Origin of the sequence: Ligilactobacillus apodemi DSM 16634 = JCM 16172, assembly GCF_001434405.1 — a bacterium.
Classification (GTDB): domain Bacteria; phylum Bacillota; class Bacilli; order Lactobacillales; family Lactobacillaceae; genus Ligilactobacillus; species Ligilactobacillus apodemi.
Genome location: NZ_AZFT01000030.1, coordinates 34671 through 50200, shown reverse-complemented (window position 1 = coordinate 50200; position 15530 = coordinate 34671). Strand labels below are relative to the sequence as shown.

The following is a 15530-nucleotide window of genomic DNA, read 5'->3' as shown; positions in this document are numbered from 1 at the left end:
CTTATGTATGAATTACACGATATCGTTGAAATGAAAAAAGCACATCCATGTGGGGTCAACCGCTGGGAGATCATTCGCATGGGAATGGACATCAAGATCCAATGTACTGGATGTGGGCGCTTGATCATGATGCCCCGCAAAGAGTTTGATAAGAAGATGAAAAAAGTTTTGCAAAAGGCAAATACTGAAGATTAGTAAGAAAGAGTGGAATAGATAAATGGCATTAACAGCAGGTATCGTTGGCTTACCAAACGTTGGTAAATCAACATTATTTAACGCGATCACAAAAGCAGGCGCAGAAATGGCGAACTATCCTTTCGCAACGATCGACCCTAACGTGGGGATGGTCGAAGTTCCTGATCCACGCTTAGCACGAATCAATGAAATCATCCCCGCTAAAAAAATCGTCCATACGACCTTTGAATTTACCGATATTGCGGGGATCGTTAAAGGTGCAAGCAAGGGTGAAGGTTTAGGAAACAAGTTCTTGGAAAACATTCGCCAAGTGGATGCGATCGTGCATGTTGTCCGTGCTTTTGACGACGAAAACATTACGCACGTTGCTAATAAAGTCGATCCGTTAGAAGATATCCAAACGATCAACTTAGAATTAGTCTTAGCCGACTTAGATTCGGTCAATAAACGCTATGCGCGCGTTGAAAAAGTGGCCCGGACAAAAGATAAAGATGCCGTGGCTGAATTTGAAGTGTTAAAGAAGATCAAGCCAGCCTTGGAAGCTGAACAACCAGTGCGTTCGCTTGAGTTCAATGAAGATGAACAAAAGATCGTCAAAGGCTTGTTCTTGTTGACTTCTAAACCAGTACTTTACGTGGCTAACATCGCCGAAGAAGACATGGCTGATCCAGATAGCTCGAAGTACTACCAACAAATCAAAGAATTTGCGGGAAATGAAGGCTCACAAGCTTTAGCTGTTTGTGCTCGGACAGAAGAAGAGATTGCCGAAATGGACGACGATGAAAAACAAGAATTCTTGGAAATGGAAGGCGTAACAGAATCTGGCCTTGATCGTTTGATCCGTGCATCTTATAAATTATTAGGCTTAGCAACATTCTTTACGGCTGGTGGAAAAGAAACACGTGCTTGGACCTTTAAGCAAGGGATGAAAGCTCCCCAAGTTGCCGGTGTGATCCACTCCGACTTTGAACGTGGTTTTATTCGCGCTGAAACAGTCTCTTTTGCAGACCTTGATAAATATGGCAGCATGCAAGCTGTAAAAGAAGCTGGTCGTTTACGTCTTGAAGGTAAAGCTTACGAAGTGCAAGACGGCGATATTATTGAATTTAGATTTAATGTTTAATCAAGAACACCTAAAGTAACAGTTCCAGTTGGGAGGACGATTTCGTGGCAGATAACAGCAAACGCAATGAAAATGCGGCAAAAAAACAACAGGCACGCGCAAAAGAAGTGCAAGTGACCATGCGAGATGGACGTTTTGCTGGCTTGACAAAACGTAATGAAGACTATCTTTTTCACCTAAATAAAGCCTTAACTGAAAAAGGCTATGATCCAGAGAAAAAAGAACAAGTCTTGACTGAAATGTACCAAGAATTAAAAGATAAACAACAGCAAGGGGTCGTGGCTACCAAGCTTTATGGTACAGTGACCGAAAGAGCCGAAGAGATCATTTCTGGACCTAAAAAAGAAGAACAGAAAACGACTTTGCCTAAGTTTTGGATCTTAGCCTTGGATAACGGTTTGATCATGTTTATGATGTTTTGTATCATGTACACGCTATTGGGCTTGTTCTCACCAAAACAAGCTGAACTCAGTGGTGGCTGGATCACCTTGCTTGCAACCTCAACGATCGCTGGTGTGGGGTTAGCCTTCTTTTATCGGAGTATGTTTGAAGCTCGGAAACAAAAAGGGCGTAAGCGTTGGTTTAGAACGATCTTGATTACCTTAGAATTGATCTTAATCTGGGTCGTAGCCTTTTGGATCATTGCCTTTATTCCAGCTTCGATCAACCGAACGATGGAACCGATCGTTTATGCGATCTTAGCTTTAGGTGCCTACTTGGTACGGCGTTATTTAAAGAAAAAATACAATTACCAAAGTGTAATGTTTTAAGCAAAAAGTGTCGCTTGCGGCACTTTTTTAGTGAAAAATAATAGTTGATCGTACTCTTTTAAGGTATAGTTAAAAAAGTGGATTTTTACTTGAAAGAAAGTATAAATATCCGCTAGACTGAGTGTGGGTCAAATAATTGACCTACTTAATACCTTCTTTCTGTAATCAGCAGGAAGATATAGCGACTTTTTAACTTCAGCCAGAGAATCTTGTTCTCTGGTCTTTTTTGTTTGTAAGAGCGGATATGGTATCATTTGAAGTGAATAAAAATGAAAGGATCAAGCTGATGTTAAAAAAAGAACGCTTATTGAAAATCGTTGAAATAGTTGAACAAAAAGAGATCGTCACTGTAGGCGAATTGATCGAAGCGCTCAATGTTTCTGATATGACGATCCGACGTGATTTGGATGAATTAGATAAGAGTGGGAAATTGATCCGCTTGCATGGTGGCGCGCAACGCCTTGAAAATAGTGGTGAGATAGAATTATCACGTAATCAGAAAAAAGAGCTACATCTAGCTGAAAAAAGAGAAGTTGCTAAGTTAGCTGCCGCCAAGATCAAAGCGGGCGATACGATCTATATTGGAGCTGGGACAACGCTAGAATTGATCGTTGATTATGTTGAACAACCCGATAGTTTACGCGTGGTGACCAATAGTTTACCGGTGTTTGAAGCTTGGCAAAAGACAAACGCTGAGTTGATCTTAGTGGGGGGCAATTATCGCAAACACTCGGGGGAATTTATTGGGAGTTTAACGATCAAAGTCCTAGAAGATCTTAAGTTTACCAAGGCTTTTGTGGGCGTAAATGGGGTCAATAATGACAGTATGATGAGTGCTAATGCCGAAGAAGGGCAAGCTGAGGCGTTAGGATTAAATAATGCCCAAGAAAAAATCGTTGTTATGGATAAATATAAATTCAACCGTAACGATTTTTACAACTTCTATAGTTTATATAATGTTGATGTATTACTCACAAATAGTAGTGTTTCGCCCGATACGTTAGAACATTATCAAACTTACACTAAAATTGAAAAATAATTGCTAAAAACACGAATAGTCCGCTGCGGATATCTTCAGCGAACTATTCGTGTTTTATTATTTGCAAAAAAATTATCATTTATGTTAAATCGGGACTTGAATTACTTGGACGCCGTGATTTTCAAATTTTTCAAGCATTTTCGGATCGGCAAATGAATCAGTGATCAACAAATCAACATCGGTGACACTGCCGACTGTGAAATTAGAAACTTTGCCGATTTTTGTATAGTCGGCTAAAACGATAACTTTGCCAGAATTTTCAATGATCTTGCGGTTGATCCGTGCTTCATTCAATTGCGAAGTTGAAATGCCCGTTTGGACGTCAAGCCCATTACAGCCGATCAAAGTTACATTAGAACGCATACTATTGAAAGAATTAAAGGCAATATCACCGATTAATACTTCTTTTTGGTAGTTAACTTCTCCCCCGGTCAACAAAACGTTAGAGCGGGCATTTTTTTGATATTTTAAAGCCTGCAAATTATTGGTTACGACCGTAATGCTTTTTTCCGTAAGGTATTCGAGTGTTTTAGCAGCCGTGTTACTGGAATTGATGAAAATAACTTGCCCGTTGTCGATGTAGTTGCTTGCCTCTTTAGCGATTTTTCCTTTTATTTTATTTAGTGGATCTGTTTTACTTTGTTCATCAGCTTGTTTTAGGTAGCTGATCTTACCAAATGAGCGTTCCAAGATCCCCATTTTAGCGAGGATCTCACAGTCGCGGCGGATCGTCATTTCAGAGACGCCTAAATAGTCACTTAACTCCTTAACCGTGGCGACTTGGCTCTTTTTTAAATAAGTTGTCAGTTCATCTCGTCGCTGTTTGATGATTTGATTTGAACTTTTCACATTAATGTGCCCCCTTTGCTCAACCAAATGTCAATGTGTTTTGATATTCACGTGTCAACTTGAGATATTTTCCGACCTGTTGTTGATCGTTTAAAGCCCGATATTCAGTTGCCAACATATAATAGTAATAAGATCTTTCTCGCGCATTTAAGCGTTCCACGGAAAGCTTATCTAAACAGCGGATCGCTTTTTGATGTAGCCCATTAGCTGAAGCGATTAAGCCATCGATCTCATCAAATGAGAAGAGCGGACTAAATTTTCGTTGATCACTTTGTTTAAACTCTGCCAGTTTTTGGCCACATTTAAGCATTTCAGCTGGTTGGTCCAAAAAATAATGGCATAAAAGGCGGTTGTGCCAATAGATGAACAAATAGTCTGGTGTGCCAAAGAAGAACTTGCGGTGTTTTTCCATATGAGCAAGGCAAGCTTCATATTTACCTTCATCCATTAATAATAAGGAATCAAAAATGATCAAAGAACCTTTAAATCCCTTAAAAACATCTCTTTTTAGCAGTTCAGCTCGTGCTTTTTTAGCGGCAAAAATATCGGTTTGCATTGTTAAAGCGGTTGTCATTTTAGTATAAAGTATCTTTAAATACTCGTAGTATAACGCGCCACATAACACAATACCACCACCAATTGCATAGATAAGTTTTGCCCCCAGTGCAGTAGCGTCAATTGTAATGTGAATAATATAAATTGCAAAAATTAGGTAGATCACTAAGAGTCCTAGGCGTCGTAGCAATGGATAGGTGCGCCAAAATAAGTTAGTCGAAAAATTTTTCATGGTCTTAATAGCCCCTTTCTCTCACATATTCTAATTAAATGATAACAAAAAGCGTTTACATTCACAATAAATTATTTTTAAAGTGCTAAAAATTGCTGTTATTTGTGTTAATTCACATAAAAAGTAACAAATTAACATAAAAAGATAGTGTAAAACGCTTTCAATGGTGTTATTCTATAAACGTAAAGAAAAAGGAATAGAAGAAGTGGAGGAAGTACTTTTATGGCAAAAACAATCAATGATGTGTCACGTGAAAGTTGGATCTTATCAACATTTCCAGAATGGGGCACATATTTAAATGAAGAAATTGCAGATACAAAGGTAAAAGAAGGTTCGTTTTCGATGTGGTGGCTAGGCTGTACCGGCATTTGGCTCAAGACTCACGAAGATACTAACATTTTATGTGATCTCTGGTGTGGTACGGGGAAACAATCACACGGCAGTGGTAAGATGCGTAAAGGTCACCAAATGATGCGCATGTCGGGTTGCCAAAACTTACAACCTAACTTACGTAACCAACCATTTGTGATCGACCCATTTGCAATTAAAGGTGTTGACGCTTTATGTGTTTCACACGTTCACTCCGATCACTTAGATATCAATACGGCAGCAGCAGTTAACGAAAACTGCCCAGATGCTAAGTTTATTGGACCTAAGCAAGTAGTTGAAACTTGGAAAAAATGGGGCGTACCGGAAGAAAAATTGATCGTAGTTAAACCAGGTGATGAAGTTAAAGTTGGTTCCGTAACGATCAAAGCAATGGAAGCTTTTGACCGCACAGCGTTAGTTACCGCTGATGATCCAGAAGAAAAATTAGCCGGCAAGATGCCACAAGATATGGATCAAATCGCAGTTAACTACATTTTTGAAACATCCGGTGGTAATCTTTACCATGCAGCTGATTCACATTACTCCAATGCGTTTGCTAAACACGGTAATGAAAACAAGATCGACGTTGCCTTAGGTGCTTACGGTGAAAACCCACGTGGGATCACAGATAAAGTAACTTCGATCGATATCTTACGTATGGCAGAATCACTCAAGACAAACGTTGTGATCCCAGTGCACTATGATATTTGGACCAACTTCTACGCTGATCCAAAGGAAATCACAGAGTTGTGGAAATTAAGAAAAGACCGTTTACAATATAAATTCAAACCATTTGTATGGCAAGTTGGGGGTAAATTTACTTATCCAGAAGACAAAGATCGCCTAGAATTCATGTTTGATCGTGGCTTTGATGATGTCTTCTCAACTGATAACGATATTCCATTCCCATCATTCCTATAATATTGGAGGACATTAGCGATGTTACGATACTTTTATGAAAATAACCTTGTTGCTTTAGCCGACCATGTCCCAAGCGATTGGGAAGAAGCCATGCGCTTAAGTGGTGAGGTGTTGAAACAAAATAATTTGATCACCGACCAATATGTTGATCAAGTGATCGCAGACGTTAAAGAATATGGTCCCTACATTGTGATCGTACCTGGCGTTGCGATGCCCCACTCATCTTCAAAAAATGAAGGCGTTTTAGGAACAGGGATCGGCTTTACGATCTTGCCGGGGGAAGTTTCTTTTGAAGAAGGTAATCCAGAAAAGAATGCGCAATTATTCTTTATGTTAGCTGCTAAAGATTCAGAACAACATATGGAAAATATTGCTAATCTATCAGATCTTTTAATGACAGATGGCTTGATCGATGATTTAAAAAAGGTTACAACAATGGACGAATATGTTGCCATAATGGAGAAATATGATCTCTAATTAGCAACTATTCATAAAAAGGAGGAAAAGCCATGGAGGCGATACTCAACATCTTGATGGGTATTTGGGATTATTTTGCCCAAAACATCTTGACGCAGCCAGCCTTTTTGATCGGGTTTATCGTTTTGATCGGTTACTTACTTTTGAAAAAACCGCTATATGAATGTATTTCAGGTTTTTTAAAAGCAACGGTAGGTTACTTGATCTTAAACGTTGGTTCGGTCGGATTAGTTACAAGTTTTAGACCGATCTTAGTCGGACTAAAAGAAAGATTTCACTTAAGTGCGATGGTTACCGATCCATATTTTGGACAAAACGCGGTAACTGCGGGGATCGAAAAAACATTTGGTCGTACTTTTGGGGACACAATGCTTCTCTTATTGATCGCATTTATTTTTAACATTTTACTCGTTCGTTTCAAGAAATATACAAAGTTACGGGCAGTATTTACTACCGGTAACGTGCAAGTTCAACAAGCAGCAACTGCATTTTGGTTACTCTTATTCTGTTTCCCAGATATGGGACGTTTACCGATCCTATTTATCATGGGTGTCATCTTAGGGTTATACTGGGCAGTTGGTTCCAACTTGACTGTTGGGATCACGCAAGACTTAACAGAAGGTGCTAGTTTTGCGATCGCTCACCAACAGATGTTTGGGATCTATATCTTCGCACGCTTAGCTGAACGCTTTAAGAGCAAGAAATCAAATAAGCGCTTAGAAGATATCGAATTACCTGGTTTCTTGTCCATGTTTAATGACAACATGGTGGCAACTTCGATCTTGATGCTCTTCTTCTTTGGAATCATCTTAGTTGTTTTAGGACCAGATTATCTCATCCAAGCTAAGTTCATGGAAGAAGGTCAAAGTTTTGTCTTCTATATCCTCGAAACATCCTTAATGTTTGCGGTGTACTTAGCGATCTTACAACTTGGGGTCCGGACTTTCGTGGCCGAGTTGACTGAATCTTTCCAAGGTATTTCAAATACTTTACTTCCTGGGGCAGTTCCAGGAATCGATATTGCAGCAACATTTGCGTTTGGTTCGCCAAATGCAGTTACGATCGGGTTCTTGATGGGCTCATTAGGTCAGTTCTTGATGATCGTCTTATTGATCGTCTTAAAATCACCTACGATCGTTGTTGCCGGCTTTATCCCACTCTTCTTTGACAACGCTGCGATTGCGGTTTATGCCAACAACCGTGGCGGGATCAAGGCAGCTGTGCTCTTCCCATTTATTTCCGGGATCATCCAAGTCTTGGGTTCAGCTTTGATCGCAACTTGGATCGGTTTAGCACAGTACGGTGGTTACATCGGAATGTTTGACTGGGCAACAGTTTGGCCATTCTTCACCGTCTTGATGAAATATGCAGGTTATGTCGGAATTGGTTTAGTAGTCTTGATCTTAGTGATCATTCCACAATTACAATATCGTGCCGATCCAGAAGGTTACTTCTTGAAGGCTGAAGATTATGATAAATGGCTTGAATTGCAAGAACAAAAAGCAGGGCAAGCTTAGTAGACAAAGACACTTATAACACACAAAATTTGGAGGTATTTAAAATGAGAGTTTTAGTTTCATGTGCAAATGGTTCAGGTACAAGTTTGATGATGATGCGTACAGCGCAAAAGGCTTTAGAAGGTTTAGGCTTTGAAATTACCAATATTCATCACTGCTCAATTTCAGAAGGTAAAAACACAGCGCGTAACTATGACGTAGTGTACACCCCAACAACATTTACTGATATGTTTAAAGATGCTGCAGCTCGTGGCGTTGAAGTTATTGGGATCAAAAATCCAATGTCAGCTAAAGAAATTGCGGAAGCAACTGAAAAATCATCACTTCCAGAACGTTTCTTAAACAAATAAAAAGGGAAAAAGAGGCTCTAGGTAGCCTCTTTTTAAAGAAAGGGAGAATTTAAATGGCAAAACCAAACTTACAAATCGCATGTGATTATAACGACTTACCAAGTGCTTTAGCCGACTTGAAAAATGTGGGGGATGCAGTTGATATTATTGAAGCAGGAACGATTTTGATCTTACAAGGTGGTCAAGATGTCGTTAAGAGTTTCCGGGCTTTATATCCTGATAAAATCATCGTTGCCGATACTAAATGTGCCGATGCTGGGGGAACAGTGGCTAAAAACTGTGCTGACGCTGGCGCTGACTGGATGACATGTATCTGTTCTGCGACGATCCCAACGATGGAAGCTGCAGCCAAAGAAGTTTCTGAGATCCAAGTTGAGCTTTACGGTGACTGGACTTATGAACAAGCCCAACAATGGTTAGATGCCGGGATCTCACAAGCAATCTATCACCAAAGTCGTGATGCCTTGTTAGCCGGCGAAACATGGGGACAAAAAGATCTTGAGAAGGTTAAAAAATTAGTCGATATGGGCTTTAGAGTGTCGGTAACAGGTGGTTTAAGTGTTGATACCCTTAAACTATTTGAAGGTATTGATGTCTTTACCTTTATCGCTGGTCGTGCGATCACTCAAGCACCAGACCCATTACAAGCAGCTAATGATTTCCAAGCCGAAATCAAGCGCATTTGGGGTGAATAACGGAGGTGTGCCTAAATGATCTCACTTGGAATCTATGAAAAAGCACTACCACGAGATATTTCCTGGGAAAAGCGGTTATTATGTGCCAAAGAACTTGGGTTTAACTTTGTTGAATTTTCGATCGACGAAAGTGATGAGCGGTTAAGTCGCCTTGACTGGAGCGAAGAAAAGATCGCCGAAGTTAGACAAGCGATCGTGACTACAGGGATCCCATTATACACGATGATGCTAAGTGGGCATCGCCGTTATCCGTTAGGTTCACTTGATCCTAAGATCCGCCAAAAATCACTGGAAATTTTCCAAAAAGCGGTGATCTTAGCAGGAAAATTAGGGATCAGAAATATCCAAATGGCAGGCTATGATGTTTTTTACGAAGAAAAATCGGCTTTGACGCGCGAATACTATGTTGAAAACTTACGCAAATGTGTTGAGATCGCTGCTGCTGCCCAGATCACTTTGGCGATCGAAACGATGGATGATCCATTTATCAACACTTTAACCGATATTGCGCAATTTAAAAAGCAGATCAAGAGTCCATGGTTACAAGCATATCCTGATTTAGGTAATTTATCGGCTTGGTCAGGGGATGCAGTGCCAAAAGATCTGGAAGATCACGTTGACTTGATCGCTGCGATCCATTTAAAAGATACACTTCCAGTCACCGAGACATCTAAGGGGAAATTTAAAAATGTCGCCTTTGGTAGTGGTTGTGTTGATTTTAAGGGGTTGTTAAAAACACTCAAACGCTTAGGCTATTCAGGTACCTATACGATCGAATTATGGTCTCAAGAAACCTCAGGTGATCCTTGTCAAGAAACAGCCCAAGCTAAGCAGTTTTTCGATGATATCTTTGCTGAACTTGAAATCAAGCAACGCCCAGTCATTTAAAAGAAAGTAGGAAAATAGATGCTAAGCGAATTAAAAAAGGAAGTATATGAGCAAAACATGCGTCTCCCAGAATTAGACTTAGTCAATTTTACTTGGGGCAATGTTTCGCAAATTGATCGTGAAAAAGGACTCTTTGTGATCAAACCATCGGGCGTTGATTACGAAGAATTGACACCTGAAGACATGGTCGTGTGTGACCTTGATGGTAACGTGGTCGAAGGAACGATGAACCCATCCAGTGATACACCAACGCATGCATATTTATACCGTCATTTTAAAGATGTTGGTGGGATCGTGCACACTCATTCACCTTGGGCAGTTTCATTTTCACAAGCTGGTAAAAGTGTCGCTGCTTTGGGTACGACCCATGCGGATACCTTTTATGGAGATGTTCCGGTGGCACGTGCTTTGAGTGAAGCAGAGATCACGGAAGCATATGAGGCAAATACAGGAAAGGTTATCGTTGAGACCTTTGAAAAAGCAGGGCTTGATCCGATGGCAGTTCCAGCCGTTTTAGTCCGGCAACATGGGCCGTTTACTTGGGGTGAAAGTGCAAGTAAGGCAGTTTATAATGCAAAAGTGTTAGAAGTCAGTGCGGAAATGGCTTATCACACCTTGCAGTTGAATCCTGACCAAGAAAGAGTTCCGCAATACTTGTTAGATAAGCATTACTATCGTAAACACGGTGAAAATGCTTATTACGGCCAAAATAATCCTAAATCTAAGTCACATTGATGCAAAAAGGCCTGTTAGTCAACGGGCCTTTTTTTAGATAAAAGTAAGATTTTATAAAAAAATTTAAAAAACGTGCAATCGTTGATTATTATTAGTTTTTCCGAATGATAACCATAAATGTGTAAGCGCTTAGATTTCTAAATTGAATGGATAAAATGGAAATAATATAATAAACTTAGATAAACGTTTTAAGAGTGAGGCGAAAATATTATGGAAAAAATAATGATTATCAACTCCGGCAGCTCAAGTTTAAAATTTAAGCTGTTCAATAACGAAAACCATCAAACTTTGGCGAGTGGGATCATTGAACGGATCGGGATCCCCGGTTCGCAAATCAAAGTTAAGTATGGTGATAATGAAAAATATGAATTAAAACATGAGATCACCAACCACTTGCAAGGGATCGAATTATTATTAAAAGTTCTCAAGCAATTGAAGTTAGTTGATGACTTAAATGAGATCAAAGGGGTAGGTTACCGTGTCGTAGCGGGGGGTGAATATTTCACTGGTCCAGTTGTCGTTGATAGCCAAGTGATCGACAAGATCAAAAAATTGGCAGAATTAGCTCCGTTGCATAATCCAGCTAACTTAAACGGAATCAAGGCCTTCCGGAAATATTTGCCAAATGCCTTATCAGTAGCAGTTTTTGATACGGCGTTTCATCAAACACTTCCAGAAGAAAATTACATGTATAGTACGCCTTACGAATGGTACCAAAAATACGGTGTTCGCCGCTATGGGGCACACGGGATCAGCCACGAATACGTTGCACATCAAGCTGCTGAAATGATGGGACGCCCGCTAGAAGAGCTTAAATTGATCACTTGTCATTTAGGGGCCGGTGCTTCGATCACAGCGGTAAAAAATGGTAGATCATTTGATACGTCAATGGGCTTTACCCCGTTAAGTGGGATCCAAATGGCAACACGTGCAGGTGACGTAGACATTTCTTTAGCTAACTACATTATGAAAAAGCTAAACGTCAAATCGATGTCTGATATGGTCTATCTCTTAAATGAAAAGTCCGGTTTCCTAGGTGTTTCTGGGGTTTCAGCCGATATGCGCGATGTTGAAGAAGCAGCTGAACAAGGAAATAAACGGGCGATCCTTGCGATCAAACTCTTTTATAACAGTATTTTACGTTACGTTGGCCAATACATCACTGAAATGGGTGGTGTTGATGGCATCGTCTTTACTGGTGGGATCGGTGAAAACTCACCAGAAACAAGTGAAGAGATCATGAAAAAATTAGCTTACTTAGGCGTAACGATCAACGAGACCGAAAATAAAAAACGCGGCGCAAAGACGATCATTTCCGGACCAGATTCCAGTGTGACTGTCATGCGGATCCCAACCGATGAAGAGTATATGATCGCGCAACATGTGTGGAGTTTGTTAACAAAATAAGGGCTTTTTGGTGACAATAGTAAATTTTAGTGCTATAGTCAATAATTGAATATAAATCTTTATTTATTAAGGTGGTTTTCAATTATGGAAAAAACAAAACGCAGCTTTGACTGGTTTAGTTTAGTAGTTGGGATCGTGTTAGTCATTGCTGGGGTAGCGGCTTACATGAACCCTGATAGAACTTTAGAGTTCGTTTCGATCTGCATTGGGATCGCAGCTTTACTTAAAGGTCTTTATGAACTATGGTTCCGTAAAGGTATTAGCAATTTATTCGGTGAAAACTCCGGTTGGCTTTTATTTATGGGGATCGTTGACATTATCTTAGGTCTACTCTTCATCTTTAAAGCAGCAACGATCGCCGCAGCAGTTGTTGTAGCCTACATTTTTGCGTTCTGGTTCATCTTTGATTCGATCGCTGAAATTTCTACAGCAAGCTACTTCAAGCAAATGAATCGTGGCTACTACATCGCAGTAGTTATCTTGAACATTTTTGCACTTTTGATCGGGATCGTGTTATTGTTTAATCCATTGATCGCAGCTTCAACCCTTGTTTTGTTACTTGCATTCTACTTAGTTTTAGTCGGGATCATCAAGATCGTGCAAGCATTCTAAAACATAGATTATATATTTTAAAACGGATCTGGTTTATGCCAGGTCCGTTTTTATTTTGGCGTAATTTGGTAAAATAAGGCTAAACAATAAATGGGGGAAAATAGATGAAACAGTCAAAACTTCCAACTAAAGTTGAGATCAAAGGTGCTAAAGTCCACAACCTAAAAAACATTGACGTTGAGATTCCGTTGAACAGCTTTGTTGCGATCTCAGAGGGTTCTGGTTCAGGAAAAAGTTCCTTAGCAAATGGGGATCTTATATGAAGAAGGTTCACGTCGTTATCTGGAAGCTTTATCAACGTACACTAGACGCTGAATCAAGTTGGGAAATAAAGCACAGGTGGAAAGTGTTAAACATATTCCCTCGGCTTTGGCTTTACGTCAACGCCCGACGATTCCGTCGCAAAGAGCTACGGTGGGGACGATGAGTGAGTTATTAAATGTCTTACGCTTAGTCTTTTCACGCTTGGGTCGTCCACTTTGTCCTAATGGGCACCAATTAGAGCCAAGCTTAAAGATCGCCCAAGCAATGAGCAAAAGCGATGACGAATTAGGGAAAGTAACGTGTCCGACTTGTGGAGTAGAATTTTATGCGTTTAGTGCCGAAGATTTTGCCTTTAATTCCCAAGGTGCCTGTGAAACTTGTCAAGGAACGGGTGAAGTGCGCCAGTTAGATGAAAATAAATTGATTGCTGATGAAAATTTATCGTTAAATGACGGGGCGATCGCTTCCTGGCGGCTACCCGGGCGAAACTTTATGCCTAAAGTTGCCGAACAAGCGGGGATCAGAGCCGATGTTCCCTATAAAGAATTGACGGCCAAGGAAAAAGAATTTGTCTTACATGGTCCCAAGAAGAAATATAAAATGGATCTGCACTCGGGGACAGGCCGAGTTTTTCATGATTTCAATGTTCTGTACGAAAATGCCCATGAAGCTGTGTTAGAATCGGCTAAAACAAGTAAAAGTGAGCGTGCTCAAAGAAAGATCAGTGAATTTTTCCATTATTCAACGTGTCCGACTTGTCACGGGACACGCTTACGCCCGGAGTTGTTAAAACAAGTGGCTGGAGGCAAAAACTTAGCGCAGGTAACAGAATTGACCTTAGCCGAATTGTCAGCCTATAAACAACAAGTTTTAGCTGGTTTACCGCAAGAAATGTTGCCGATGGCGCAGACGATCTTTGACGATTTTGATGATGAGTTAAAGCCACTATTAGAGCTAGATTTGGATTATTTAACGCTAGCTCGGGCAGGAAATACGTTATCGACAGGGGAATTGCAACGGATCCAGTTGGCGCGGACATTACGCACCGAAACTACGGGCGTTTTGTATGTTTTAGATGAACCTTCGATCGGGCTTCACCCAGATAACATCAAGGGCTTGTTAAATGTTTTTGCAAAACTGGTGGCGCAAGGAAATTCCTTAGTCGTGGTTGACCATAACGTTGACATCATTAAAGCTGCCGATTGGATCATTGAGATCGGTCCGGGTTCAGGTAAAAATGGGGGCCAGATCGTCCGGTTCCTTAGCCGAAATCTTAACGGCTAAAACGCCTGCTAGTTTGACCGCAAAAGATTTGGCTGAGTATTGTGCTCGTTTTGAATAACTATCAGATTGAGTACACGAATTTCAACTTACGAAAAAAGAGATGTCATCATGACGCTAGTTTTTACGCCAGTTTCTTTTGCGACGCCAGCATTGTACGTTTTTTCGGATAAATTACCGTGGCTAGTAAAATTTTTAGTGGTGATAAATCCCCTGACATACCAACTAAGAGCAATTAGAACCGTGGCCTTTGGAAAATTTGAATTAGTTCTACTATTAGTTGCTGCTTTTTTGACGTTAGGGATGATGGCTCTTACAAACGGAGTCCTAAAGAGAATGCCTCTAAAATTTTCCGAGCATTAAAAAAGCAGCCCAGTTGACTGCTTTTTTGGTTAATATTCAGCATTATCTTGGTAACGATTAAAGTAAGCCACGGTGATCTTGCCGTTGTTGTCAACATCAAGGCGGGTCGCTGAGCCATTTTTAGGACTGACCGTAATATCGATCTCAGGGGCAAAGTGATGGGTGATGCTTCTGATCAAAGTTGCATGGGCAACAAGCAAGATCTTGTCGCCATCGTTAGCAATCTGGTCTAAGTAAGCAAAACCTTGGTTGAGCCGCTGCCAATATTCTTCGTTGTTTTCAGCGTCATGGAACGGGTCAGCTACTTTAGTAAAGTCACGTGCTTGTTCGATCGAATATTTGGTGATGATGTCATTAAAGGTGCGACATCCATGGTCAGCGCCGATCATCAGCCAAGCTTGACTGGTGTCACTGCCTTCAAAATAGCCAAAGTTTTGTTCGCGAAAACTTGGTAAGGCTTGGGGTGTTAAGTCAGCCGAACTAGCCACATTTTCGTCTAAAATATACTTACAGGTGCGAGTAGCGCGCGTTGTGTCACTGTGAAAGGCGTGGGCAAAATTTAAATGCGCAAGTCTTTTGCCTGCTTCATGCCCGTCTTCAATGCCTTTAGGTGTCAAAGGTGAATCACACCAACCTTGGATCTTATTGTAACGGTTGAGATAAGTTTGTCCGTGGCGGACAAGGTAGATCGAGTATGCCATAAGAAAGCCCCCTAAAAACTTTTTATCACTTCTGATTATAACATGAAAGCGCTCTGCTGGTGATCAGCAGAGCGCTTTGTGTTATGAAGTGAGTTAAAAAATAAAACGAACCGGTCGTTATCGATGGAAATAATTAGGGGGAATATTGACCAATGTTCAAGCATAACTTTATTTTTAGGGGTAAAGG

At 40.5% G+C, this 15530-nt stretch carries 17 protein-coding genes and 1 pseudogene; 15 read left to right on the top strand and 3 right to left on the bottom strand.

Going from position 1 to position 15530, the window contains the following annotated elements; translation table 11 throughout:
- Positions 1–3 precede the first annotated feature (3 nt).
- The 4 genes from FC32_RS02435 to FC32_RS02420 all read left to right on the top strand — a co-directional run bounded on the left by FC32_RS02435 (position 4) and on the right by FC32_RS02420 (position 3127).
- On the top strand, positions 4–195 hold the full coding sequence (locus FC32_RS02435) for a DUF951 domain-containing protein (RefSeq protein WP_025087365.1): 192 nt from the start codon (positions 4–6) through the stop codon (positions 193–195).
- Between the two features lie 22 nt (positions 196–217).
- Positions 218–1318, top strand: a complete 1101-nt coding sequence (ychF, locus tag FC32_RS02430) for a redox-regulated ATPase YchF (protein WP_025087364.1) — start codon at positions 218–220, stop codon at positions 1316–1318.
- A gap of 44 nt (positions 1319–1362) precedes the next feature.
- The gene (locus FC32_RS02425; RefSeq protein WP_025087363.1) at positions 1363–2088 is read left to right on the top strand and encodes a DUF1129 family protein; all 726 of its coding nucleotides are present in this window, start codon (positions 1363–1365) and stop codon (positions 2086–2088) included.
- 286 nt (positions 2089–2374) lie between these two features.
- Positions 2375–3127: a DeoR/GlpR family DNA-binding transcription regulator gene (locus tag FC32_RS02420; RefSeq protein ID WP_025087362.1), complete on the top strand. Its 753-nt coding sequence runs from the start codon at positions 2375–2377 to the stop codon at positions 3125–3127.
- An 84-nt stretch (positions 3128–3211) separates the two neighbouring features.
- Here the strand turns inward: FC32_RS02420 and FC32_RS02415 are convergent, their stop codons facing one another.
- Both FC32_RS02415 and FC32_RS02410 read right to left on the bottom strand, forming a co-directional pair.
- On the bottom strand, positions 3212–3976 hold the full coding sequence (locus FC32_RS02415) for a DeoR/GlpR family DNA-binding transcription regulator (RefSeq protein ID WP_025087361.1): 765 nt from the start codon (positions 3974–3976) through the stop codon (positions 3212–3214).
- A 19-nt stretch (positions 3977–3995) separates the two neighbouring features.
- The gene (locus FC32_RS02410) at positions 3996–4763 is read right to left on the bottom strand and encodes a hypothetical protein (RefSeq protein ID WP_025087360.1); all 768 of its coding nucleotides are present in this window, start codon (positions 4761–4763) and stop codon (positions 3996–3998) included.
- Between the two features lie 222 nt (positions 4764–4985).
- Between FC32_RS02410 and ulaG the strand changes: the two genes are divergently transcribed.
- The 11 genes and pseudogenes from ulaG to FC32_RS02355 all read left to right on the top strand — a co-directional run bounded on the left by ulaG (position 4986) and on the right by FC32_RS02355 (position 14642).
- On the top strand, positions 4986–6053 hold the full coding sequence (gene ulaG / locus FC32_RS02405) for an L-ascorbate 6-phosphate lactonase (protein ID WP_025087359.1): 1068 nt from the start codon (positions 4986–4988) through the stop codon (positions 6051–6053).
- An 18-nt stretch (positions 6054–6071) separates the two neighbouring features.
- Positions 6072–6530: a PTS sugar transporter subunit IIA gene (locus FC32_RS02400; RefSeq protein ID WP_025087358.1), complete on the top strand. Its 459-nt coding sequence runs from the start codon at positions 6072–6074 to the stop codon at positions 6528–6530.
- 32 nt (positions 6531–6562) lie between these two features.
- Positions 6563–8047 (top strand): PTS ascorbate transporter subunit IIC, encoded by a 1485-nt coding sequence (locus FC32_RS02395; protein WP_025087357.1) that lies wholly within the window; start codon positions 6563–6565, stop codon positions 8045–8047.
- 44 nt (positions 8048–8091) lie between these two features.
- Entirely contained in the window at positions 8092–8397 is a 306-nt protein-coding gene (locus tag FC32_RS02390; RefSeq protein ID WP_025087356.1) for a PTS sugar transporter subunit IIB, read from the top strand.
- 53 nt (positions 8398–8450) lie between these two features.
- On the top strand, positions 8451–9092 hold the full coding sequence (locus FC32_RS02385; RefSeq protein ID WP_025087355.1) for a 3-keto-L-gulonate-6-phosphate decarboxylase UlaD: 642 nt from the start codon (positions 8451–8453) through the stop codon (positions 9090–9092).
- A gap of 15 nt (positions 9093–9107) precedes the next feature.
- The gene (locus FC32_RS02380; RefSeq protein WP_056957241.1) at positions 9108–9980 is read left to right on the top strand and encodes an L-ribulose-5-phosphate 3-epimerase; all 873 of its coding nucleotides are present in this window, start codon (positions 9108–9110) and stop codon (positions 9978–9980) included.
- Positions 9981–9998: 18 nt separating this feature from the next.
- On the top strand, positions 9999–10715 hold the full coding sequence (locus tag FC32_RS02375) for an L-ribulose-5-phosphate 4-epimerase (RefSeq protein WP_025087354.1): 717 nt from the start codon (positions 9999–10001) through the stop codon (positions 10713–10715).
- A gap of 210 nt (positions 10716–10925) precedes the next feature.
- Entirely contained in the window at positions 10926–12122 is a 1197-nt protein-coding gene (locus tag FC32_RS02370) for an acetate/propionate family kinase (protein WP_025087353.1), read from the top strand.
- Between the two features lie 84 nt (positions 12123–12206).
- Complete coding sequence (locus FC32_RS02365; protein WP_035459883.1) at positions 12207–12734, top strand: HdeD family acid-resistance protein; 528 nt, start codon at positions 12207–12209, stop codon at positions 12732–12734.
- Positions 12735–12838: 104 nt separating this feature from the next.
- A pseudogene (locus FC32_RS02360) lies at positions 12839–14252 on the top strand (excinuclease ABC subunit UvrA); the annotation flags it as partial.
- Positions 14253–14390: 138 nt separating this feature from the next.
- Positions 14391–14642 (top strand): hypothetical protein, encoded by a 252-nt coding sequence (locus FC32_RS02355; RefSeq protein ID WP_056957240.1) that lies wholly within the window; start codon positions 14391–14393, stop codon positions 14640–14642.
- A gap of 29 nt (positions 14643–14671) precedes the next feature.
- Here FC32_RS02355 and FC32_RS02350 read toward each other — a convergent pair whose 3' ends face one another.
- Positions 14672–15343, bottom strand: a complete 672-nt coding sequence (locus tag FC32_RS02350; RefSeq protein WP_025087350.1) for a histidine phosphatase family protein — start codon at positions 15341–15343, stop codon at positions 14672–14674.
- Positions 15344–15530 lie beyond the last annotated feature (187 nt).